The organism is Mycobacterium sp. NGS66, assembly GCF_059812225.1.
The window spans coordinates 111,464-134,092 of the sequence record NZ_JCALCG010000004.1; the positions used below are offsets into that span (position 1 = coordinate 111,464).

At 66.1% G+C, this 22,629-nt stretch carries 23 protein-coding genes; 13 read left to right on the forward strand and 10 right to left on the reverse strand.

Features of this window, described 5'->3' with window-relative positions; translation table 11 throughout:
* The first annotated feature begins 45 nt into the window (after positions 1 to 45).
* Positions 46 to 228: a hypothetical protein gene (locus tag AC5Y2L_RS10495; RefSeq protein WP_499935607.1), complete on the forward strand. Its 183-nt coding sequence runs from the start codon at positions 46 to 48 to the stop codon at positions 226 to 228.
* A gap of 64 nt (positions 229 to 292) precedes the next feature.
* Positions 293 to 736, forward strand: a complete 444-nt coding sequence (locus AC5Y2L_RS10500; protein ID WP_499935608.1) for a nuclear transport factor 2 family protein — start codon at positions 293 to 295, stop codon at positions 734 to 736.
* A 3-nt stretch (positions 737 to 739) separates the two neighbouring features.
* Here AC5Y2L_RS10500 and AC5Y2L_RS10505 read toward each other — a convergent pair whose 3' ends face one another.
* Positions 740 to 1,621 (reverse strand): hypothetical protein, encoded by an 882-nt coding sequence (locus tag AC5Y2L_RS10505; protein ID WP_499935609.1) that lies wholly within the window; start codon positions 1,619 to 1,621, stop codon positions 740 to 742.
* Between the two features lie 90 nt (positions 1,622 to 1,711).
* On the opposite strand from AC5Y2L_RS10505, the gene AC5Y2L_RS10510 reads away from it, so the two are divergent.
* From AC5Y2L_RS10510 to AC5Y2L_RS10520, 3 genes are read left to right on the forward strand one after another with little or no spacing between them, the layout of a single operon-like run.
* Positions 1,712 to 2,845 (forward strand): FAD-dependent oxidoreductase, encoded by a 1,134-nt coding sequence (locus AC5Y2L_RS10510; RefSeq protein WP_499935611.1) that lies wholly within the window; start codon positions 1,712 to 1,714, stop codon positions 2,843 to 2,845.
* 49 nt (positions 2,846 to 2,894) lie between these two features.
* On the forward strand, positions 2,895 to 3,680 hold the full coding sequence (locus tag AC5Y2L_RS10515) for a hypothetical protein (protein ID WP_499935613.1): 786 nt from the start codon (positions 2,895 to 2,897) through the stop codon (positions 3,678 to 3,680).
* 25 nt (positions 3,681 to 3,705) lie between these two features.
* Positions 3,706 to 4,188, forward strand: coding sequence for an SRPBCC family protein (locus tag AC5Y2L_RS10520; protein WP_499935614.1), 483 nt, complete (start codon positions 3,706 to 3,708; stop codon positions 4,186 to 4,188).
* Here AC5Y2L_RS10520 and AC5Y2L_RS10525 read toward each other — a convergent pair.
* The 5 genes from AC5Y2L_RS10525 to AC5Y2L_RS10545 form a co-directional block, all read right to left on the reverse strand.
* Positions 4,180 to 4,965 carry an acyl-CoA thioesterase domain-containing protein gene (locus AC5Y2L_RS10525; protein ID WP_499935795.1) on the reverse strand — a complete coding sequence of 262 codons (786 nt, stop codon included), beginning with the start codon at positions 4,963 to 4,965 and terminating at the stop codon, positions 4,180 to 4,182. The two genes, AC5Y2L_RS10520 and AC5Y2L_RS10525, sit on opposite strands and share 9 nt — an antisense overlap.
* A gap of 175 nt (positions 4,966 to 5,140) precedes the next feature.
* Positions 5,141 to 6,061 (reverse strand): TIGR03619 family F420-dependent LLM class oxidoreductase, encoded by a 921-nt coding sequence (locus AC5Y2L_RS10530; RefSeq protein WP_499935615.1) that lies wholly within the window; start codon positions 6,059 to 6,061, stop codon positions 5,141 to 5,143.
* Positions 6,062 to 6,065: 4 nt separating this feature from the next.
* A complete protein-coding gene (locus tag AC5Y2L_RS10535) occupies positions 6,066 to 6,518 on the reverse strand; it encodes a nuclear transport factor 2 family protein (protein WP_499935617.1) in 453 nt (150 codons plus the stop codon).
* Positions 6,519 to 6,569: 51 nt separating this feature from the next.
* Complete coding sequence (locus tag AC5Y2L_RS10540; RefSeq protein ID WP_499935618.1) at positions 6,570 to 8,519, reverse strand: serine/threonine-protein kinase; 1,950 nt, start codon at positions 8,517 to 8,519, stop codon at positions 6,570 to 6,572.
* Between the two features lie 109 nt (positions 8,520 to 8,628).
* A complete protein-coding gene (locus tag AC5Y2L_RS10545; RefSeq protein ID WP_499935620.1) occupies positions 8,629 to 8,826 on the reverse strand; it encodes a hypothetical protein in 198 nt (65 codons plus the stop codon).
* A 106-nt stretch (positions 8,827 to 8,932) separates the two neighbouring features.
* On the opposite strand from AC5Y2L_RS10545, the gene AC5Y2L_RS10550 reads away from it, so the two are divergent.
* Both AC5Y2L_RS10550 and AC5Y2L_RS10555 read left to right on the forward strand, forming a co-directional pair.
* Positions 8,933 to 9,841: a phosphatidate cytidylyltransferase gene (locus tag AC5Y2L_RS10550; protein WP_499935621.1), complete on the forward strand. Its 909-nt coding sequence runs from the start codon at positions 8,933 to 8,935 to the stop codon at positions 9,839 to 9,841.
* 5 nt (positions 9,842 to 9,846) lie between these two features.
* Positions 9,847 to 10,440 (forward strand): hypothetical protein, encoded by a 594-nt coding sequence (locus AC5Y2L_RS10555; RefSeq protein WP_499935622.1) that lies wholly within the window; start codon positions 9,847 to 9,849, stop codon positions 10,438 to 10,440.
* A 6-nt stretch (positions 10,441 to 10,446) separates the two neighbouring features.
* On the opposite strand, the gene AC5Y2L_RS10560 is transcribed toward AC5Y2L_RS10555, so the two are convergent.
* Complete coding sequence (locus AC5Y2L_RS10560; RefSeq protein WP_499935624.1) at positions 10,447 to 11,079, reverse strand: lysophospholipid acyltransferase family protein; 633 nt, start codon at positions 11,077 to 11,079, stop codon at positions 10,447 to 10,449.
* Complete coding sequence (locus AC5Y2L_RS10565) at positions 11,076 to 11,897, reverse strand: CDP-alcohol phosphatidyltransferase family protein (protein WP_499935625.1); 822 nt, start codon at positions 11,895 to 11,897, stop codon at positions 11,076 to 11,078. Before AC5Y2L_RS10565 ends, AC5Y2L_RS10560 begins: the two co-directional genes overlap by 4 nt.
* 318 nt (positions 11,898 to 12,215) lie before the next feature.
* Here AC5Y2L_RS10565 and vapB point away from each other — a divergent pair, with 318 nt between their 5' ends.
* Both vapB and AC5Y2L_RS10575 read left to right on the forward strand, forming a co-directional pair.
* The gene (gene vapB / locus AC5Y2L_RS10570) at positions 12,216 to 12,434 is read left to right on the forward strand and encodes a type II toxin-antitoxin system VapB family antitoxin (protein WP_499935626.1); all 219 of its coding nucleotides are present in this window, start codon (positions 12,216 to 12,218) and stop codon (positions 12,432 to 12,434) included.
* A complete protein-coding gene (locus AC5Y2L_RS10575) occupies positions 12,425 to 12,835 on the forward strand; it encodes a PIN domain nuclease (RefSeq protein ID WP_499935628.1) in 411 nt (136 codons plus the stop codon). Before vapB ends, AC5Y2L_RS10575 begins: the two co-directional genes overlap by 10 nt.
* 33 nt (positions 12,836 to 12,868) lie before the next feature.
* Here the strand turns inward: AC5Y2L_RS10575 and AC5Y2L_RS10580 are convergent, their stop codons facing one another.
* Positions 12,869 to 13,867, reverse strand: a complete 999-nt coding sequence (locus AC5Y2L_RS10580) for a DMT family transporter (protein ID WP_499935629.1) — start codon at positions 13,865 to 13,867, stop codon at positions 12,869 to 12,871.
* A 130-nt stretch (positions 13,868 to 13,997) separates the two neighbouring features.
* Complete coding sequence (locus tag AC5Y2L_RS10585) at positions 13,998 to 14,867, reverse strand: oxidoreductase (protein WP_499935630.1); 870 nt, start codon at positions 14,865 to 14,867, stop codon at positions 13,998 to 14,000.
* Positions 14,868 to 15,065: 198 nt separating this feature from the next.
* On the opposite strand from AC5Y2L_RS10585, the gene AC5Y2L_RS10590 reads away from it, so the two are divergent.
* The 4 genes from AC5Y2L_RS10590 (at position 15,066) to AC5Y2L_RS10605 (ending at position 22,619) form a co-directional block, all read left to right on the forward strand.
* Positions 15,066 to 16,079, forward strand: a complete 1,014-nt coding sequence (locus AC5Y2L_RS10590; protein WP_499935632.1) for a diacylglycerol kinase family protein — start codon at positions 15,066 to 15,068, stop codon at positions 16,077 to 16,079.
* Positions 16,080 to 16,696: 617 nt separating this feature from the next.
* Positions 16,697 to 19,951, forward strand: coding sequence for a thioester reductase domain-containing protein (locus AC5Y2L_RS10595; protein ID WP_499935633.1), 3,255 nt, complete (start codon positions 16,697 to 16,699; stop codon positions 19,949 to 19,951).
* Positions 19,952 to 19,996: 45 nt separating this feature from the next.
* On the forward strand, positions 19,997 to 20,905 hold the full coding sequence (locus tag AC5Y2L_RS10600; protein WP_499935635.1) for a metal-dependent hydrolase: 909 nt from the start codon (positions 19,997 to 19,999) through the stop codon (positions 20,903 to 20,905).
* Between the two features lie 25 nt (positions 20,906 to 20,930).
* Positions 20,931 to 22,619 carry an SDR family oxidoreductase gene (locus AC5Y2L_RS10605; protein ID WP_499935637.1) on the forward strand — a complete coding sequence of 563 codons (1,689 nt, stop codon included), beginning with the start codon at positions 20,931 to 20,933 and terminating at the stop codon, positions 22,617 to 22,619.
* The last annotated feature ends 10 nt before the right edge of the window (positions 22,620 to 22,629 follow it).

Here is a 22,629-nt window from a genome sequence, read left to right on the forward strand (position 1 = left end):
CGTCGAGTGCATACCATCGCCGATTCGTTTGGAGGAACCGGCCCGATGATCGATGACCAGCAGCCGGCCAGCATCGAGTACCTACGCTGTGAACTACTCGATCGGGTGGACGCACAACCCTTCGAGAACTGGTCCCCCGCGCTGTTGCGGGCCCTCATCGCCGTCTTCGACCTGAACGGAATCACACCCACGGCCCCACGCAGCTTCCGGCCCTACCTCGTCAAGTAACCGGCGCCACGCTCGTCACCGACTAACGTCCTACCCGGCTGCGGTCGAGTGAGGAGTCACGACGGTGGAGATGTGGGCATTGGTCGCGCGCGAGCAGATCCGAGACACGCTGGCGCGGTATAACTGGTCGGGCGATGCCGGCCGGCTCGACGACCTGGCCGCGACGTTCTGCGCAGACGGCGTCCTCGAGATCCGGGGACTCGAACCATTGCGGGGCAGGTCCGAAATCGCCGCATTCCTCGGCCGTGTCGCGGGAAACGTCGAGACCGTCGCCGACGCCCCCGTCGTCCGGCATAACGTCGCCAACGTACTGTTCACCGAACTGACGCCGAAGCGAGCCCAGGTGTCGTGCTACTTCACCGTCCTCACCCAGATCGGCCTCGACCATTTCGGGCGCTATCGCGACATCTTCGTTCCCGACCGCTCAACGTGGCTGATCAAACATCGCATGGTGTCGACCGACTGGTCGGCGCCTGCCTCGGTCATGACCCGGCGACCACCCGGCTGAGCGTTACCTCATCCGCAGCCCGCGCTTGCGCACCCACAGCTCCGCCACGACGGTACCTACCACCCACACCCCCAATGCGATACCCAGGTGCACAACGCTTTTGGTATCGCGGCCCAGCACCGGCCCGATTGCGGCGGGCAGCTGAGTCCACAAGATGCGATGTTCCACCCCGCCCATCGGATCGGCGATGTAGTAGACGGCGTACGGCAGCGCCAGGGCCACCAACCATCCGGCGGTGCGGCGAAAGTCGCGACGTTGCCGCCACCGCCGGATCAGCGGCTCTGCGCTCACCGGGTGCACCACCGAGATGACGTTGCCCACGCCCAGCCAGGACACGATCGGCACCGCAACGTCAGGGATCGTGATGCCCAGGCGCGCAGGCGTTTCCAGCCACAGCGTCAGCGCGACGGCGACCGTCAAGGTGGGCAGGCCGACCAAGACGAGCAAAGCCAGATTCTTTATCAGCAGCAACCGCCACACCGGTACGCCGTCGGACAGACCCTGTGCAACCCGGTAGTGATCGCCGCCGAGCGTGTTCGTGGTGGTGACGTCGGCGAGGATGAACGACGAGAAATAGCTACCCACCAGCACGACCCAGTCCAGATGGTGATGGTGAAAGTGGCGCGTCGAATGAGCGTGGGCGGAGGTCAACGGCTGCACCGCCAACCACGCCACGGCCAGGAACAAGTTTGCGACCACCCCCGACAGCCAGGTGCGCGGCGGGTGAAACGCCCAGCGGATCTCCGCCCACACCGCCGGCCCCAGCGGTTTGGTCAAGTCCTTGGCGGCGCGGGCGGCCGACGCGGGACGAGGTGCCGCTGCGCGCACCCCGGCGCGCATTGCGACGCGCAGTTGTCGGTGCATTGGCGTCTCGGATTGCGACATGTGCTCCCCGGCGATGTGATGGTGCGTGCGACCATACCTTGATGCCACATGTGATCCCTGCCGCTCGCCCGCTATAGGCGGGATCGCGACGTGAACCGCAGACGTGTCGTCATCGCGGGCCTGGGTGACGTCGGAATTCTGACCGCTATCCGCTTGGCCACCCACGCCGACGTCGTCGGCATCTCGGTCAAGCCGGCGTTGGTCAGCGGCCAAGAGCTCGGAATCCGGCTCTCCCGTCCGGCCGACTGGGCCCGCGACAACTGGATTCCGTTCGACAGGTTTCGTCGCTTGGATGGAGTCCGGACAGTTCAGGGCAGGCTGACCGGGCTGGACCTGAAGGAACGCAAGGTCTTCGGTACCCGCGACGACGGCTCGACATTCGCCGAGCCCTACGACGCACTGGTCATCTCGACGGGCGTCAGCAACGGCTTCTGGCGCCGGCCGACGTTACAATCTTCGAGCGAAATCCGCGCCGATCTGCACGCTGCCCACGAGCGGCTCGCCGCCGCGAAATCAGTGATCGTGGTGGGTGGCGGCGCGGCAGCCGTCAGCAGTGCCGCCAATTTGGCAATCACGTGGCCGGACAAGCGGATCGACCTTTACTTCCCGGGAGATCGCGCGCTCGTCGGGCATCACCCGCGCATTTGGCAACGCATCCAGGCCCGATTGACGGACCTGGGCGTGGGCCTGCACCCGGGGCACCGTGCCGTGCTGTCGAACGGCTTCGCCGGCGACGAGATCACCGACCGACCGGTCGAATGGAGCACCGGGCAACCCGCGGCGGCCGCGGAAGCCGTGCTGTGGGCGATAGGGCGGGTGCGACCCAACACCGATTGGTTGCCGCCGGAGCTGCTCGACGAGCGCGGGTTCGTCCGAGTGACACCTGAGCTGACGGTCCCGGGATATCGAGGCATCTTTGCGGTTGGCGACGTTGCGGCCACCGATCCGCTACGCAGCTCGGCGCGTAATCGCGGGGATGCGCTGCTGGCGCATAACATTCGCGCCGAGTTCGCCGGCCGAGAACTGCGCAGCTACCGGGCGCCCCGCCGGCGATGGGGATCGGTACTGGGCATTCAGGCCGACGGACTGGAGGTGTTTCTGCCCACCGGCCACGCGTTCCGCATTCCGCCCTGGTCGGTGGACCGGCTCGTGATGCCGGTCATCGTCCGCTGGGGCATGTATCGCGGTGTACGTAAAAACCATCCGCTGGTCGACCTCGGCTGAGGCCGCGCGATCGCCTGCACCAGCGCGCGCGGCGTGCGACCATCTGCTGGTGACCGAAGACGACGCGGAGAAGCGCATCGCCGAGCTGGAACGTCAGCTGGCCGAGGTGAAGGCGGCGCTTCGCGAGCAACGCCCTGCGGGCGGCGTGGATGGCGCCGACGACCGGGCCCGCCGACATGCGGAGGCGTTGTGGGAGGGGCTGCGCACCGGTGCGCCGACGGGTCCGGACGGACCGTCTCGTCCCGAGATAGCGCAGCTGCGCGAGGCCTTCCTGCGGGCCGCGGCCGACGCGGGTATGTCGGACTCTCAAATCAAGGACGTGCTGCAAAACGGCCGGGTGACCATCAAAACGGGCCGCTCCGTGGTGTATTCGGGCCAAGGCGGGCAACAGCGCTTCAACAATGCGGCCGCTGCCGGCTCCCCATCCGGCTACCGGCAGACGGTTGGCCAGCAGATCTGGGTTCGCCCGCAGCGGCCGCGCGGAAATCTCACCGGAGCCAATCGGTTCGGGGCCATCGTCGGAATGATGGCCGGAGCGATCGGGTTGTGTGCCGGCGGCACCGCTGCGGTGACCGCCATGTTCCCGTCGACGGCACTGTGGATGAGCGGAATCGTGTGCCGCAGTCCCTACCACTTGGTCGCCAGCACCTCGAGTTACAGCTACCAACCCGGCCAGTCGGGAACCAGCGTGCACTACCGATGTGTCAGTGACACCGGCTGGTACGACGTCAACGCGTTCGCGATCATCGTGTTGCAGTCCCTGCTGGCCGCAGTCATCCTGGGTGGCGTGGCAGTCGTCGTCCACCTGATCCGGCGTAAGTCGCGAAACCGCTGAAATGCCCTGTGAGTAAGGCGATTACATGGTCGAACGTATCGAAACCGAACGCACCATCGCGGCGCCCGCAGCCGAGATCTTCGCCGTGCTCTGCGATCCGCAAGGTCATGTCGCGATCGACTCGTCGGGCATGCTGCAGGACGCCGAAGGTGATCCGGTGCGAGCCGTCGGCGACAGCTTCGTCGTCCACATGGACCGCCAGTCGCTCAACGACTTCCCACAACTGGGCAAGTATGACGTGACCGTCGAGATCACCGAGTTCGAACCCGATCGGTTGATCGCGTGGACGATCCTGGGCCAGATCCGCCCACAGATCGGGCACGTCTACGGCTACCGGCTGCAGCCCACCGACGACGGTGCCGCCACCGTGGTCACCTCGTTCTACGACTGGTCGAACATCGATCAGAAGTGGCGAGACGCCAACATCTTTCCCGTCCTGTCCGAGGGTGCGCTGCGGGCCACCCTGGGCATCCTCGACCGTACGGTGCGACGCGGATATTCACGCTGACGCCGCACCCGTCGGCGGGCGAAATCCGGAGTGGGCGATCGAGATGGACACACCGGTGCCCACCGGGCCTTTGTGGTCCACCAGGACGGCCGAGCCGGTGGCGATCCCGTCGTGGCTGTAGTGGGTCAGCGCGGCCAGCCCGATATGGGCTCCCTCGGGCAGCCTGCTCAGGGTGAGCGTGTAGTCGGCATTGATGAACTGCAGGCCGTTGCTCCCCCAGTTGGCCAGTGCGGCGGTGACATCGCCGGCCATCGCCGCGCGGGTGAAGGCGGTGAGCGGTTCGGCATCGATCAACGGGCGGGTTTCCTGCAGCCAGGTGTATTTACGTCCCGACCCGTCCGGCCAGTCCTCATCGGGATTTTGGATGTCGACGCCCCAGCCGTAGGTCCGCATGAAGATCGACGGATAGGCCGGGTCGTGCTCCGCCGGTATCGGCGGCATCTGCACCGGCGCTGTCCACACGTCGCCGTCCGGCTGGGGTCCTGGGCGCAGGAACAACGCGCTTGCCTGCGCCACGGGGACATCGTGCTGGATGAGCACGGCCTCGACGAGCCTCAGTCGCCGTCGGTCGTGCCGGACGCGGGTGCGCACTTCGATCGGTTCCAGTGCGGTGGGCCGGGGCAGGTCGACGGTTAACCGGGCGGGTTGCAGTTGCGGGTCGTCGACCGCGCATTCGACCGCCCAGGCCAACATGCCTCCCACGACGTGCCCGCTGATCGACGGACCCCAGCCCCCACGCGCGATTGCGTTTGGCACATAACGGTTTTCGTCGCGCACAAAGTACGGCATCTGCGTCGCCGCGGATTGGTGGGCGTCTGCCGCAATGTCCGCCTCGGTCACCACGTACCCGCCGAGCCGTCGCAGCCGCAAGCGTGCGGGCCAGCCATCATGGCATGTCTCCTTTGAAGTGATCAACAGTAGACATTACAGTTTGCCCCTTGGCCGTGCGATCTCACCCGGTTGCGCCGCGAACGGCCTTGACGAGCGCGACCAGGTCCCGTTCCCGGCCCTCGGCAGGTAGCGGCCAATGCGTCAGCCTGAGGTCGGTGACGCCGGCGTTTGCCAATGACGTTGCGCTCGCGGCAATCTCAGCCAAATCAGGCCGTCCATCCGCGGCGGCCCGCACTCGCAGCGTGCCGCTGACACCGAAGCCCTGCGGGTCACCGCCCGCACGCTCGACGGCCGCACGCATCCGGGCGATCCCGCCGGCGACGTCGCGGGCATCGTCGCCCCACGGAATCCAGCCCGTTCCGAAGCGGGCCAGCCGTCGCGCGACCGGCCGGTTCACCGTCCCGCTCACCCAGATGGGCACTCCGCCCGGTTGTACGGGTTTGGGCATCTGGTGTATTCGCTCGAAGCTCAGTCCGGGTGAGGTGTAGCTGACCTCGTTCTCGCGCCAGAGCCGCTGGCACACCTCGAGCGTCTGGTCCAAGACAGCGCCGCGGTTGTCGAAGTCGACCCCGGCAGCGTCGTATTCCTCACGCTGCCAACCGACACCGACCCCGATGTCGACCCGCCCACCCGACAGCACATCCATCGTGGCCAGGGTTTTCGCCAGCACCGCTGCCGGACGCAGGGCAGCCAGCAGGATGTTCGTCCCCAACCGGATGCGTTCCGTCCTGGCCGCCAAGTAGCTCAGCGTGGTCAGCGGTTCCAGCCAGTGACCGTCGGGCCCGGTGGGCTGGCGACCGCCCTTGGTTCCCCCGGTCTTGGGGTCGGCATAGGCATCCATGTTCATCCCGAAGGCGATGTGCTCCGACACCAACAGACGATCGAAGCCGCAGCGTTCCAAGAGCTGCGCCCAGTCGGTCAGGTGGTCCCAATTGGGCGGCGCCTCGGCGGAATACGAGGCCAACCCCATCGAAAGCTGCATCTGGTCACCGGATCCTCTCGCTTACCGGACGGTCCTCGGTTGCATCGACGGCCACGGTGCGCTCGCTGATCCGCCAGTGGCCGTCGTCACCGAGGAGATACCGGTCAAGGTAACGGATATGCATCACGTGGTTGCGCCCCGGCGCTGGTTCGCTGTCACCGAAATGGTTTGCCGTGCAATATACTTCGCCGACGGCGGAGGTGCCCTCGACGACAAACAGGCCTTGCGCGACCAGATGCGCCGTGCGCGGCCAACGCGACACTATGGCGATGACCCGCCCGATTTCGTCGTGACCGGTCATCACCGCTGGTTGGCGCCCGAGGCGGTCCACTCGCAACGTGGCGTCCGGGGTGAACACGGCCAACAGCGCGGCACGGTCCCGGCGATCGACCGCGGCCGCGTAACGGCGGGATAGCGCCTCGAGTTCGGTGTGGGGAACTGCCGACGAAATATCCATGTGCTCCACTGTCAGCCGACGACGGACCCGTCGACCATACCGCTCGCCGCGCTAATCGCCGATGCGCGCGAATGTCACGTCGACATCGGTGCTGCCGCAGCCCGGTGCCCCGGTAATTTCCTCGTGACCATGCCCGTTGATCAGAGCCACCGGATCTTGGAGTGGATGCGGTAGCGGGAACGGTACGACGATTCTTGCATGCGCCGTGCCGCCCTTTGAGCAGGGAGCATCGAATTCGCGGTCGTAGAACCAGTTTCCGGCTCCGAAGACCATCGCCATGGCGGCGGCCGGCGGCCGGCGGAACAGGCTCATGCACCGGTCGCCGGCACGCAGGCAGTCCGTCCGGACGACATAGTCGTTCTGCTCGCGGAAGCCGTTCGGTTGAACGCTCGACTGGTGGTAGCGGCCGTGCAGGGCTTCGGCCGGTGACACCACCCGTGCGGGCAGCGTGCCCGGGTTGGGAAGGCTGGCGACATCCACATCCCCGGTGCGAGTAAAGGTCACCGTGCGCGTGTTGGCGCAGCCCTTCGTCATCGTCTGGGTCGCGTCGCCGACGAAGGTGCCGTCGGGACGTCGTTGGAGTCTGAACGCTTCCCAGACTTCGCCGGCGAGGGGGCCGCAGGTGCCGGACCCGACGCTGACGGCCAGCCAGTCTTCACCGACCTGGTCCAGTACCGTCGCCGCCACCTGCATGGTCTCGCCGGAAAGCCGGGATGCCGTCGCGACGCACCCGGAGTTGCCGCATGCCGAGCGGACCGCCCACGTTTCGGTCGTCGGCGGCGCACCTTGGGCCGGTTCACCTTCCACGTTGCTGACCCGGCCGAAGTCCACCCGATAGATCCCGGTGAAAGGACCGCTGTTGGGCGTGGGCGCGGGCGGCGCGGCGGAGGTGTCGAGAACGGCGACGGCGGGCGGGTGCTGTTGCCGGCTCAGCTGCGTCCCGACCAGCAGACCACCGGCGATGAGCACCGCGGCCGCGGTCAACGCTCCGATCAACGCGCCAGGGCGCCTTCCTCGTCGGCGCCGTGCCGGTTGCGCAGGCATGGTGGGTGCGGCCACGCCCATCCTGGGGTTCGTCGCTGTGGTCGCGACACTGGACGGAATCTGGTCGGCGTAGGCGAAATCGGGGTTCAGGTGTCGGGTCAGTTGTTCGGTGAATTCTCGGCAGCTGCCGAACCGGGCGCAGCGGTCTTTGGCCATCGCGGTGGCGAACACCGGGTCCAGGGCGGCCAGCTCGGGTCGGTAGGCGGCGACAGCAGGCACCGGCGCGCTGATGTGCCGGCTGATCACCGTGGCGGGATTGGCGTCACCATACGGCGGCGCACCGGTCAGCAAATGAAACGCCGTGCACGCCAACGCATATTGGTCGGCACGGCCGTCGATCGCCTCGCCGCGTAGCTGTTCGGGGGCGGCATAAGACACGGTACCCACCGTGATGTTGGTTTCGGTCAGGCCCGCGGCGTCGTCGATGGCTCGCGCGATACCGAAATCGGCCAGATACACTTGCCGGCCCTGCCCATCGGCCTCGGTCAATAAGATGTTGGCCGGCTTGACATCCCGGTGCAGCAGCCCGCGGTAATGCGCATAGTCGAGCGCCGATCCCACGGCGGTGATGATCGGCAGCGCCTCACCGGGCGGCATCCCGGTCGGGTATTGCTCCGCCAATAGCCGCGCGGCATCGGTGCCCGCCACGTAATCCATGGAAATCCAATACTGGCCGCCGGTTTCGCCGCGATCGTGTATCCCCACGATGTGCGGGTGCGACAGCCCAGCCGCCAGTTCGGCCTCCTGCACAAACCGGGCCCGAAACCCCGGATCGGTTGTCAACGCCAATGGCAATACCTTCAGCGCTTCCTCACGCGGCAACCGGGGGTGGGTAGCTAAATACACCACACCCATGGCGCCCGCGGCCAACACGCGCGAGATTCGGTAGCCCGCGAACACCTGACCCGCTCGTAACGACTCGGCTAAATGAGTGCCAGGCTCGGCGGTATCGGGCACCTCGAATCCTCTCTGCGGGCACGGACTCCGACAGTAGTGCGATGTGATTGCTCTGCGGCACAGCGGAATTGGTTGCGACGGGCTGTGACGCGGCGAATCCTGCTGGCGCTCAACGTCCTAACAGGCCGCAATAGTGGCCGACGGGACAGCCGCCGATGCCATACACGGTAGACGTTTGACCGGTTCCTGCGTGCAATCCGGCGGCCAGCACACCGCCTGACAGCAACGCTCCGGCAAGAATCTGCTTGAGGCTCTGCATGATGTAGAGGCTGCCGCACACCGCTTGCCGCAGGGTGGCGAAATTCATGCGAAATTCTTGCGATTCGGCCGGGCGAGCGCGTAGGAAAGGCAGTCGCCAAAGTATCTTCTAGGTTCATGACGCTGGCCTCGCGCTGGACAGGTTGGGGACGCTGATGCTCGTCGTCGACTACTACCGGCGGATCCTGCATTTCGATCGGCGGTTGCCGCTCAACGTCGACCTGGGCCCGGTGCACATCCACCTCTACTCGCGGTCGGTCTTCTTCATGTGGGTCACAGTGGCGGTGTTGGTGGTCGCCGGCATCGCGGTGGCGGCATCGCGCAAGCGCGAGTTGATCCAGCGGTGGACCAGCTGGTTGATGATCGCGCCGGCGGTCGGGATCCCGATCTGGCTGGGCCACGGCACCACTGCGGTGCTAGCTGCCGCGTTGGCCGTGGTCGCGGTGACCGAGTACGAACGCCTGGTGAAGCTCGGCAAGGTCGACCTCGGCCTGCTGCTGGGGCTGGCCGTGCTGTATCCGCTCGCGGCCTGGCTGCGGCCCTCCCTGCTGAGTCTGGCGCCGATCGTCGTGCTGGCCTGCGCGTTGCCCTCGGTGATCAGCGGCGACGTCGAACACGGTGGCCGGCGCACCACGTTCACCGCGTTCGGTTCGGTCTGGATCTGCTGGTCCTTGGCGCACCTGGTGGTGTTGTGGTCGGAGGCCTATCTGGTGTGTTTCGCGGCGGCCGCCGCCGACGTCGCCGCGTGGTGTGGCGGAAAAGGGTTGCGCCGCTTGGGTTGGGCTCGCCGGCCGCTGTCGCCGTTGAGCCCCAACAAGACTGTCGGAGGGTTGGTCGGCGCCATCATCGGGGCATTTCTGGTGCTGACATTGCTGGGCACGATATCGGTGGGTCTGCTCGTCGCGGTCGGGTTCGGCGGTGTGCTGGGCGACCTCGTCGAATCGATGGTGAAGCGGCAGGCGCAGGTCAAGGATGCCGGGTCGTGGCTACCGGGCTTCGGAGGTCTGCTCGACCGGATCGACTCGCTGCTGCTGGTCCTCCCGTTGGCGTATCTGCTCGGATGAGCGACATGCCCGACGAATCCGGTTCGCGGCCGCGCCCGTCGCGGGTCTGGTCGGCGATGGCCAGGCTGGTCGCCGGTCCATACGGCCTGCCGTTGGCGTTTCTTTGGGGCTATGCCGAGGCGCTGAGCTGGTTCATTGTCGCCGAGATGGCGTTGGCACTGTTCGCCGTCGCGGTGCCGCGGCGGGTGATGCCGTTGGCCGCGGCGGTGATCGCAGGCTCGGTGCTCGGTGTGCTGACCAATGCGTGGCTGACGTCCCGCGGGTTCTTGTTACCGGCACCCCTGACGACCCCGCGGATGGCGGCGACGGCCTTCGCCCAGTTCGCCGAAGGCCCGAGCGCGATCATGCACCAGGCGCTGTCGGGCATACCGGTGAAGGTGTACGCCCGGGCCGCCGGCCAGCACGGCGTAGAGCTGTTGCGGCTGGCCGGCTGGACGCTGGTTGAGCGCGGCTTGCGAATATCGACCGTCGGCCTGGTGCTGTGGCTGCTGTCCAGCCTGTTTCACCGCTGGTTACGCCGCTTCTACGGCGTCTACCTGATCCTCACGGGCATCGTTTTCACCGCCGCGCTTTCTGCGGTGATCGCCGCCTGGTCGTAGCGGATTTCACGCCGCCAGGGCGTATTGCAGCGAAGGCAGGTGATCACCGCGCAATGCCATGACGAGTTCCCGCAACTGTGGTCCCGAGACGCTGTCCGGGTCGACAGGGTCGCCGATGCGGACCTGCATGGGCGCCGGCGAGATGAAGGTGGCCCCCTTGGGCAGCACGTCGGCGGTACCCAGCACCGCGACCGGGACGATCGGCACCCTGCAATCGCGCGCCAATCTCACTGCGCCGGAACGAAATTCACCGATGTTGCCGTCCTTTGAGCGGGTGCCCTCCGGATAGATGACGACCGCGCGTCCGGCCATCAACGCCGGGCGGGCCGCAGCCAACAACTCGGCATAGGTACCGCGACCGGACCGCCGCACCGGGAGCACGCCGGCCACCATAGATGCCACGAAGCGGCGCACCGGCACGTCGAACCAGTAGTCCGCGGCCGCCGCGAACACCGGCTGAGCCGCGGGCGATAACGCGGCAAGCAGTGCCGCGGTGTCGGCGTGCGACGCATGGTTGGCCACCACCACGCAGCCGCCCGGCACACGCCACCGCCCCGTCACCGTCAGCCCGCCCGACACGGCGGCCACCGACCGCCACAGCCAATGCCGCAGCACACTCGAGATTCTGGTCGCGGTCATGATGCCGGCACCTCGCCCGTCGGCTGTGGCTTTCCGGCCAGCTCGCGGCGCGCGGCCCGCAGTCGCAGCACCGTGGTGATCAGCGAACCGTTCACCAGTTGCGTGCAAACCACCGGCAGGACGACCGGAAATGCGGTGGCCACCAACACGAAAAGGCAGCGTTCGGTCTTGCCCAGCGGGCCGCCGTTGCGTCGCTGTGCGCCCGCGCCGGCGGCGGCCAGGGACGCGAACGTGGGCAGCGTCGCGGCGAGTGCGGCCGCCATCACCATCAGCACCGGCCAGGACAAGAAATGCAGGCCCGGCCCGTCCTGGCGCGCCGCCCACACCGCCAGCCCCGCGAAGGTCAGCAGGTCCGAAGCGCGGTCACCGATTTCGTTGACCACGAAGCCCCATGGACGGCTGACCCCTCGCGCCCGAGCGACCGCGCCGTCGAGATTGGCGCCGGCCAGGCGCAGCGCAAGGAAAAGCGCCGCCAGCGGCCACCAGCCCAGCGAGACAGCCACACCGGCCGCCCCCGCGGCCGCCACCCCGGCCGCAGTGCACACATCCGGGGAGACTTGATGTGCCACAGCGGCATTCACGATCGGCGTCAGCCGGCGCGTGTACCACGGCTTGAGCGCGTACAGGCCCAACCACTTCCTTGGTGACGCGGTAGGCGCCGTCACGGCAGAGGCAGCCCCTACCCGGCGAAGCGAGGCGGTGTCGAGCGTGGCGAGCGCACGCGACCCCGTCGTGTAGCAGCCGCGGTGCACGCTGACGCCCGGCGTGTGCACGCTCGGCTTGTGCAGCGTCAGGACGCTGTCGCGGGTGGCGCTCACTTCTGATTTCCTTTCGATGCGTGGTCCCGGTCGGGGGTGTCTGTGGGCAAGTCGACCCCGGGCCTGCCGCTACCGGTCCCAACTTTCGGGCCGCTCAGCTGGTGGGCGAGTCGGTTGATGGGTGTGGGCGCAGATAGCTTGCGACACCCGGCTTGCTGCCTGCTCGTGAAACTCTTGCGACTTTCTTGCGGCATGCGATCAGCCTGCCGGGGTGAGCGCCGCTGCGGATGAGTAGGACTACGCGATTTGGGTCATGAGTTTCGGCATGTCCGGCGGCATGCCACTAAACTGATAGCGTTGATATCAGGAGGACTACTTGTGCCAGATGTACTGATCCGGGGTTTGTCCGATGCAGCCGTCGCTCGTATCGACGCCGAGGCCGCGTCCCAGGGACTTTCCCGCAATGAATACCTGCGCCGCAGGTTCGAATCCGAACGGTCCGCTACCGGCAAGCTGACGGTGCAAGATCTGCGGCGAGCCGCGGAGGCCGCAAAGGATCTGAACGATCCGCAGGTAATGGAATCGGCGTGGCGGTGACCTCGTGGCTCATCGACAAGTCGGCGTACACACATCTGGCGAGGTCCGCTGACGCCGACGTGTGGGTGGACCGCATCCAACGCGGCCTCGTTCGGATCAGCACCATCACCCGGCTGGAAATCGGCTACTCGTTCCGCAGCGCGGCGCAAGCTCGCCAGGAATCCGTTTCGCCGCCACTCGCGCTGATGCCGTTGGAGTATCTAACTCCGGCGGCCGAAAGTCGGGCAATCGAGGTGCAGTTGCTCCTCACCGACCGCGGCCAACATCGTGCACCGTCGATTCCTGATCTGCTGGTGGCAGCCACTGCCGAGAAAGCCCACCTGACGGTCTTGGCGCTGGACAAGGATTTCAACCTGATCGCAGAAGTCACCGGTCAACCCGTCGAATGCCTACATATCTGACTTTGATCTCTGCGCGACGTGCGCCGGGCAGCCTTACGCCGTTCCCTCCACGGTAGGCGCAGGGTCTGTGGAGAATTCCTTCCTCGGGGTCTCGTCGATTTCGGCGCCAGGTTCCGGCACCGCGCCGTGGTGTTCTTCCCCGAAATGGGCGGCTTCCTCCGCGTCCTCCGATATGGTGGCCGCCTCGCCGCGCGCCAGCATCACCGTCGAGACGATTACCAGCACCGTCAGCGCAATCAGCAACGCCCGCTCCGGGTTGCTTTCCAGTTGCAGCGACTCCTTGAGGACCGCGATGCCAAGTATCACAGCCACGACAGGCTTGGCGACGGTAATCGTGGGCAGGGAGGCCGTCAGCGAGCCGGCCCGGAATGCCGACTGCTGGAAGATCATCCCGGAGACCCCGGCGAGGATCCAGACCGGGAACTCCCAGGTATGCAGCAAATGGTGCCCGCCGTGATGAATCACTTGCGTAATGCCCTTGGTAAGTACGACGAACAACGCCAGTGACGAACCGGACACCGCCCCCAGCAGCACTGCCGAGGCCGGACGGCCTTTAAAAATCCGGGCCGCCAGCACACACAACACCAACGCCGGACCCATCACGGCAGCCACGACGAGCCAGTCCCCCACGGAGCCCCGCTTCTCGCCGGCCGTGGGGTCTCCCACCTTGATGAGCAGCGCCAACGCCGCCGCCAGTATTACTGCCCATACCCACTCCGAGCGGGTGATCGGATGGTTGGTTACCCGCGCATAGATGGGCATGGCGAACAGCAACACCGTCACCTGCAGGCAGGTGACCAGCATGACCGAGCCATAGTCCAGGGCTATGGCGATGAATATGTAGCTGGCAACGTCCCCGAGGCCCCCCAGCCACCAGCGTCGATTGCGCACCAGCATGCTGAACAGCGTCAGGTGGCCAACTTCGCCCTCGGTCACCGAATGAGCGGACCGCTGGCGGACCACGCTTCCGATCGCCGCCGACAGCGCGGCGAGCAGGGCCAAGATTCCAGGGATGATCTCCGCCTTCAACATGGTTGTCCTCCTCGCCGGAGCCCCGCACCTGACGCCGCGCAGTACACCCGCTGCTTACCAGCAGTTCTTTTGCGATGACTCTAGTCCGCGACAGACCATCCAGAGCGCTTCCGCCGAAAGTCTCGATATCTCAGAGCGGGAATTTCGTATCCGTGAGCTGTTCGGACAATTCCCACAGCGCCGCGGCGGTAGTTTCGCGCTTGGCCACCCACGTCCGCCAAACCGGCTGGGTGCGGCCCCGAAGGCCGTATCGCGGGCCAACGAACGTGTTACCCGGCAAATCCTGGGCAACCGCGTACAACGTCTGGCGGGCGCCGAAGTCGGCATCGGTGGACACCAGGCGGTCGAGCGCTAACACCAGGCCGTCGCGGAACCTGTTGCCGGAGCGGCCCTGCAGGTTCGTGTGTGACCATCCGGGGTGGGCGGCCAGCGCGCGCAGCGGTGAGCCGACGGCATCCAGGCGACGTTGCAACTCGCTGGTGAACAGCAGGTTGGCCAGCTTGGACTGGCCATAAGCCAGAAAGCCCGAATAGGGCCGCGACTGCCAGTGCAAATCCTTGAAGCTGATGTAGCCAATGACGTGCTGCAGCGAGGACAGCGTGACCACCCGGTCGGTCAGCTTGGGCAACAGCAGATTGGTCAAGGCGAAGTGACCGAGGTGATTGGTGCCGATGTGGCTTTCGAAGCCGTCGACGGTCAGGGCGTGCGGGACGGCCATGATGCCCGCGTTGTTGACCAGAACGTCGACCTTGTCAATGCCTTCGGCGAAGCGCCGAACCGACGACAGGTCTTGCAGGTCAAGATGACGCACCTCGACGTCCCCGGTCATGCGTGCCGCGGCGGCCTCGCCCTTCGCGGTGTCACGTACGGCAAGGACGACGTGGGCGCCGACCCTGGCCAACTCGCGTGCGGTCACCTCGCCGAGTCCGGCGTTGGCGCCGGTGACGACGGCCGTCCGTCCGGCGAACGAGGGCAGGTCTGCCGCGGTCCAATCAGGCATGGCAGTCACAGTAATGCGAAGCGACGGATGTCACTGCGCGCGGATCGCAGAGTTGCCCAATATCCAGAGGACGTCGCGGTATGGTGCTGGAATACTGCGCGGAACTCTTGCCTGAATGCCCGGTCTTTCCCGAGGAGAACTCAATTGGGACGCGATTTAGCCCGCCCTGTCAGCCCTCCTGGGCGTTGGTGACCGCAGATGTACATAGGCGTCATCTTCAATCCACACGCGCGCAGAAACATTGCTGCGCCGGGCCGCAGCCGCGAACTGCGCAACATCCTCGGCAAGTGGGGCGAGGTGCATGAAACGCACTCTGCCGACGATGTCCGCAAGGTCTTGGAGGAGCTCTTACCGCGGATCACCCACTTGGTGAGCGACGGCGGCGACGGATCGCTGAATTGGCTGGTCAACGACACCGAACAGTGCATCCCGGATCCGCACGACTGGCCGACCTTCGTGCCCAGCATGGGCGGCAGCGTCAACGCCGTCGGACGCAAGGCGGGAGTAAAGGGGCGTCCCAAGGAGATTCTGCGGGAGCTGGCGATCGCCGCGCAGGCCGATCGGCCGCCGCCGGAGATGCGCCTCGACACCCTGGCGCTCGACGGTGAGACGAAGGACGGTGAGAAGTTTCATCGTCTGTGCTTCGGCCTGGCGGCCGGAGGCGTCGGCAACCGTTTCTACGACAGGTATTACGACAACCACACCCACGGTCGCGCCGACGTCGTCAAAGTGATCGCCCGCTCGGCCCGCGACTACGTGCAAAACAAGATTCAGCCCAGCCACGCGATCAGGCCCAACTACGCGAGCAAACTCTTCATTCCGACGCAGGCCCGCGTGGTGATCGACGGTGACGAGGTGCCCACCCGGGAACACCGGTTTCTGCATGCCGGTGCGATCGACCTGGTGATCGGTGGCGGGTTCCGGCTGTTCCCGAAGGCGTCCGAACCCGGCCTGCTGCACTTCCAGGCCGGGAATCTCAGGCCGTCGAGGATCATCGTGCAGATGCCCCGGGCACTGCGCACCGGCAAGATCCGTGGTGGCTTCGAGCTGGTCGACCGCAACGGCCGGGAAATGATTATCGAGGCCGAGGACGAGCCGCTGTCGCCGATCGTCGACGGCGAGCGCTACTTCGACATCGTGAAGCTGGTGGCCCGGGCCGGACCGCTCATCCGCGTCGCCCGGGTAGAACCCTCAGCTGCCGCTATGGCCTGACAGCCGCGACCCGAGAAGACCTACCGCAGCTCAGCACCGCTGAGCCCGCCGCATCCCGTCGTCAGTACGTCAGTACGTCAGTACCGCAAGGATCTCTGCCTGCTGAGCGCTGCGCGGTGCCGGGTGACGCCGTGGACCTCGTTGCTAGAGGACCCTCATCCGGCTGGCCAGGAAGCGTCTACACGCCCCTGTTCCTGTTTGCCCGGCGTCCTGTGCCGCAAGCGCCAGAATTGCCGGACATCGATTCTGTGACCTACCCTCGTCGGTCGTCATTAAATACTGAGATACGGAGCTTTGTATCTCAGTATCTACGTAATGGGCCCTTTGAACAGGCAAAACTTGGTTGAGATCGAGTACTGAGATACTGAGAAGCGGGTGTACTGAAAAACCGATTCATGATTCGGCAACACTGGCCGCCGTGAAAAAAATAGCGAGTGATTACTCGTTTAGTTGGGTTAGCTGTGAAATTCATATGTGGCGCAAAAAAATCCTTCCGATATCTTTGCTTGAAGTGCCTCGGGGGCTAGTATCGGTCAGCAACAGCACTTGCGACGGGGGAAGTGCTCAGTGATCGCGGCCGAGAGCCGACCACCGACTTGAAACGGAGAGTGCTCCCAATGGAGACGCTTATCGACTACCTGCACACGTGGGAAGAGCAGCAACCAGACAAAGTCCTCTACCGGTTCGTCGATGTCGACGGCCGAGAGCTCGAGCAATACACCTACCAGAGCTTCGCTGAGCGGACCCGTGAGCTGGCGGCGTATCTGTCGACCGAGGTCGGCCTCAAGCCCGGAGAGCGCGCGCTGCTCGTCTACCCGCCAGGCCTGGAAATGGTGGCGGCGTTGCTCGCGTGCGCCCGCATCGGGGTGGTCGCGGTACCGGTCAGCCCGCCCCTGCCCATGGCGTTTGAAGCGGGACTGGCCAAGCTGAGTTTCATCGCGCGGGACAGTCAGGCCAAGGCCGTGCTGTCGACCAAGGAGCTCGAATACAACTACCGGCTGATGGTGGGCCACCTCGATGGTGTGCAGGCTTGGTCGGACGCCCAGCGACTCCCGGAGCTCCCCTGGTTCGCGACGGACGCCACCCGGGAGTTCGGCGGACCACTCGTGGCGGACACCCCTGGCCCAATCCTGTTCCTGCAGTACACATCTGGCTCCACCAGCGACCCCAAGGGGGTGATGGTGAGCCACGCAAACATCATCGCCAACGCCGCTGCCTTCGGCGGCGGCAGCGAAGTGCTGGTCAGCTGGCTCCCGCAACACCACGACATGGGCTTGATCTCCGCCTATTTGTTCATCTTGCTGCGGGGCGGGACCACCCACGGGATGTCGCCGGAGGACTTCTTGAAGAAGCCCGCGACGTGGCTCCGGCTTATCAGCGAGGAGCGCGCCACCCACACGCCGTGCCCGAACTTCGCCCTCGAGTACTGCCTGCGCGAGGACAAGCTCCCCACGTCCGAGCTGGCCGGCCTGGACCTGAGCAGCCTGGACTCCATCGTCACCGGGGCAGAACCGCTCCGCGCCAAGACCTTCATCCGCTTCCGTGAGCGCTTTGCTCCGTACGGCCTGAAGCCCGAGGCGGTGACCGGCGCCTACGGCCTGGCGGAAAACACGCTGATCGTGAGCCTGCGGGGACGCCAGATTCTGGCCGTCAACAAGCGCGCGCTGCAACAGAACGTCGCGCGGGTCGAGAAGACGCTGCCGGAGAACAACAACCAGGCCCTGCTGGTGAGCTCCGGCAAGCCACTGCCGGAGAACGTGGTCCGCATCGTCGATCCCGAATCGCGGCAAGCGCTGCACGAGGGCCAGATCGGTGAGGTCTGGGTGGACGGACCGTCCAAGGCAGACGGCTACTGGCAGCGCCCGGATGCCACCGCCGACTTGTTCGGTGCCCACATCGCCGGCGACGACGAGCACACCTATCTGCGGACCGGCGACCTCGGTTTCATGTACGAGGGCGAGCTGTTCGTCTGCGGCCGGACCAAGGACCTGATCATCGTCCGCGGCGTCAACTGCTATCCCGCCGACATCGAGGCCGTCGTCGAGCGCGCGGCGCCGGAAATCCGCCACGGCTGCGTCGCCGCGTTCTCGATCGACGACGAGGACCAAGAGGCGCTGGTGGTGGTCGCCGAGGTACGGGACGAGAACGCGCTTCCGGACACCAAGGCTCTGGCCCGGGCGGTGCGCAAGCACTGCCACATCGAACCGCACACCATCGCGTTGCTGCCGGCGCGCAGCATCCCCAAGACCACCTCGGGGAAGATCAGGCGCCGGGAGACCCGGCAGCTCTGGATTGACGGCAAGCTGTCCGCGGTCGCTACCTGGGTTGGTCAACGGGTGACCAACGAGGCGCTGGATGCCAACGCCGGCCCGATGGAACGGTTCCGCCATCTGATCGACAGCTACGACCTGACCGGCGAGGAGGACTGCTCCTTCGCGGATCTCGGCATCGACTCGCTGAGCCTGGCCGAGCTGCGCAACGACCTGCAGGCCCTGCTCGAAGAGCACGGCGCGGCAGAGCTGGCCGAAGAGGTCAACACGCGGCTGCTGCAGCGGCTGACGGTCGCCGAATTCTTCCGGCTGGTAAGCCAATTCGGCGATCAGGACGGCAAGCCGCTCGACACTGTGCGCCAGGCACTGGCGCAGATTTCCGCTGAGTACGAGGCCTACGAGACCCGGCAGATGCGCGCCGACGCACAGCTGCCGCTACCGGCGCTGCCTGAAGCGCGCCCGGAGGTGGTCAGCGACGTGCTGGTCACCGGCGTCACCGGGTTCCTCGGGCCGTTCCTGCTGAGCAGCCTGCTCGCGCAGACTTCCTACACCCTGCATGCGCTGATGCGCGCCACCGATCCGGACCACGGCCTGGACCGCATCGTCGCCTCCCTGCGCCGGGCGCAGCTCTGGTCCCCGGAGCTGGAAGCCGAGGTTCGGGCTCGGGTACGGGTGATTTGCGGCGACCTGGCCGAGCCTCACCTGGGCATTGGCGCAGCAGCTTTCCAGCAGCTGTCGGAGAGCATCGACGCCATCGTCCACAACGGCGCGCTGGTCAACTACGTGCGGACCTACGACGCCCTGCGGCCCGCCAACGTGGGTGGCACCTGGGAGCTCCTGCGCCTGGCGATGACGTCGCACCGCAAGGCCTTCCACCTGGTCTCCAGCACCTTCATCTACGGGTGGAGCACCCTGCCGGTGGTCGGTGAGTGGGATGCCAACGAGGCGATGAGCGGGCTGGACTTCGGCTACTCGCAGACCAAGTGGGTCGCCGAGCAGTTGGTGCTGGAAGCTCAGCGCCAAGGACTCGAGGTGCGCATCTACCGGCCCTCGCTGATCTCCCCCACCAGTGCGGGCTTCGGCAGCAGCGAGGACATCCTGGTTCGCCTGACGGCGTTCATGATCCAGCACGGCGTGGCCGTGGAGGCATTCAACCAGGTCAGCCTGCTGCCGGCGGATCTGGTGGCCGATCACATCATCGAGCTGATGGAAACGGACCTGCCGGACGAGGTGGGCACCGTCTTCAACATCACCGCCGACGACTACTACGGCCTGATGGATGTCACTCGCCTGCTGTCCGAGCGGCACGGCTACCAGTTCCAGTACTACGACATCCCGTCCTTCACCGAGGTGATAAACCGGTTGGCCGGACCTGGTGATCCGCTGTATCCGTTGGTCGATTTCCTTACCCGTTCGGCCAACAAGATCATGGCAATGCGAGACAAGCGCTACGACAACACGCAGTATCGGCGCGCGCGCTCGCTGGCCAAGGTCCGTCTGCACGAGCCGCCCTTGGGACAAACCGTCGACGACCTGCTTCGGTTCGTGCGGAGCGAAGGTCTGATCAGCGAGTCGGAGCCCGAGACCCGATGCAGTGCTTAGGCACGCTCCGGTGTGGTAAAGCGCTATCCTGCGAAGGGGTTCACCATGTTCACCGTCGATGACCAGGCGACTGGCCGGCATGACGAGTCGCTCGATCACGAGCGACTTGTCCTGCAGGCGCGCGACGTCGAATTCGATTGGGCCAAGCTACCTTTCCACTATGTGCCCAACGAGGTCATGGCCACGCATTTCTGCAATGTCCTGCACCTGCTGCTGCCGGCGGGTGAAGAGTTCATCGCAGCGATATTCAAGGAGGCGCTGCCGCTGATCAAGGACGATCAGCTGCGGCTCGACGTCCAGGGTTTCATCGCCCAGGAAGCCATGCACTCCCAAGCGCACTCGGGGGTGCTCGACCACTTCGCCGCTCGGGGAATCGACCTGACACCGTTCGTCGACCAGGTCACCTGGATGTTCCAGAAGCTGCTCGGCGACCGGCCCCGCTGGAGCCGGCGTCGACGGCAGAGCTGGTTGCTCGAGCGGGTGTCGATGGTGGCCGCGCTCGAGCACTACACCGCCATCCTGGGCGAGTGGATTCTCGACACGCCGCAACTCGACGCCGCCGGCGCCGACCCGGTGATGCTGGACCTGCTGCGCTGGCACGGCGCGGAAGAGGTCGAACATAAGGCCGTCGCCTTCGACACCATGAAGCATCTGCGCGCCGGGTACTGGCGCCAGGTGCGCACGCAGCTGCTGATCACGCCGGCGCTGGCATTGTTGTGGATCCGCGGCGTGCGCTACATGTATTCGGTCGACCCGCATTTGCCGCCGGGAACCAAAGCCCGCTGGCGCGACTATTTGTCGGCGGCCCGGCGGGGCTTGCTGCCGGGCCCGACCCAGTTCCTGCCGGTCATCAGCGCCTACTACAAGCCCGGTTTTCATCCGTCCCAGCTGGGTGGGGTCGGACGCGCGGTGGACTACCTGGCTCGGTCGCCCGCAGCGCGCGCGTCGCACTGAGCTTGGGCGGAGACCCGGAGAACTCATGACCACCATCCAGGCGGTTTCTACCGACGTGTCCGCGTCGGACGGCGTGAACCTCGCGGTTCACGCCTACACCGAAATCGACACGCGGCGCCCGACAATCCTTGCCGTGCACGGCTATCCGGACAACCACCATGTCTGGGACGCGGTTGCCGCCGAACTCAACCGGCGTTACCCCGGCAAATACAACTTCGTTGCCTTTGACGTGCGCGGGGCGGGCGAATCGTCAACGCCGGCCGACCGATCCGGCTATCGGCTGACCCAGTTGGTCGCCGATATCGGCGCGGTGATCGACAGCCTCGGCGTGGACGCGGTGCACTTGCTGGCCCATGACTGGGGCTCGATTCAGGCGTGGGCGGCGGTCACCGACGACGCCGTGATGGGCAAGGTCGCCTCCTTCACGTCCATCTCCGGGCCGCACCTGAACTACGCCGGAAAGTTTCTGCGGTCAGCGCGGACCCCGCGCGCCGTCGCCGATGTGGTGAAACAGTTTTTCGCCTCGTCATACATCTGGTTCATCCTGAGCCCGGTGCTGCCCGAGCTGGCGGCCCGCTCCGGGCTGGGCGCGAAAATCTTTGAGACAGTTGAACATATCGGCCAGACCAGCACCCGCACTCAGCGCCGCGCCGACTACCGGTCCACCCGCGACTATCTCAATGGGCTCAACCTGTACCGCGCCAATATGCCTGCGCCGATGCTGAATCCGCCGGCTCGGTTACCGCAGACCACGGTCCCCGTGCAGGTGCTGGCAGCGCGCCAGGATTATTTCGTCTCGCCGGCCCTGCAACGGTTCACCGGTTCGATCCCGCCCCGCAACCGGGTCCTCCCGATCGAAGGCGGGCACTGGGTGGTGGCCTCGCGTCCCGACGTCATCGCCCGGCTCACCGCCGAGTGGGTCGACCTGGTCATCGAGGGCGGCGCGTCGGTGGCCGAGTCAGTCGTCGTCACCGGCCCTCGTGACGTGCACGGCAAAGTCGCCCTCGTCACCGGATCAGGCGCGGGGATCGGCCGGGCCACCGCGGTTGAGTTGGCCCGCCAGGGTGCCGCCACCGTCCTGGTGGTCGACCGCGACCAGGCCGCAGCCGAAGACACCGCAGATGCCGTCCGGGCCGCCGGGGCCGAGGCTGCCGTCTACCAGGTCGAGGTCGGCGATGAAGCGGGGGTGAATACGCTTGCGGCACAAGTGCTTCAGAAGCACGGTGTGGTCGACATCCTGGTGAACAACGCCGGAATGGGGTTGGCGGGCCGGTTCTTCGAGACGACGCCGGAGCAGTGGGACGCCATCATGGACGTCAATGTTCGCGGCGTCATCTATGCGAGCCGAGCATTCGGCGCGCAGATGGTCGAGCGGGGCCAAGGCGGAACGATCGTCAACCTGTCGTCGGGCGCGGCCTATGTGCCGTTCAAATCCGCCGTCGCGTACGTCACGACGAAGGCCGCGGTGCTCGCGTTCAGCGAGTCGTTGCGTGCCGATCTCGCCGACGAGGGCATCACCGTCACGGCGGTGTGCCCCGGTTTCGTCAACACGAACTACCCACCCGAAGCCGCCGCCAAGGCGATTGTCAAGGCAATCCGGACCGGGCCGGCGGTGTTGCCGGTGACGCCCGAGTCCCGGGTCGGTTATGCGGCGCGCCGCATCAGTCCGTCGTCCGTTCGCCTCTTCGCGCGATTAGACATTAGACAGAGATAGCGAGAACTTC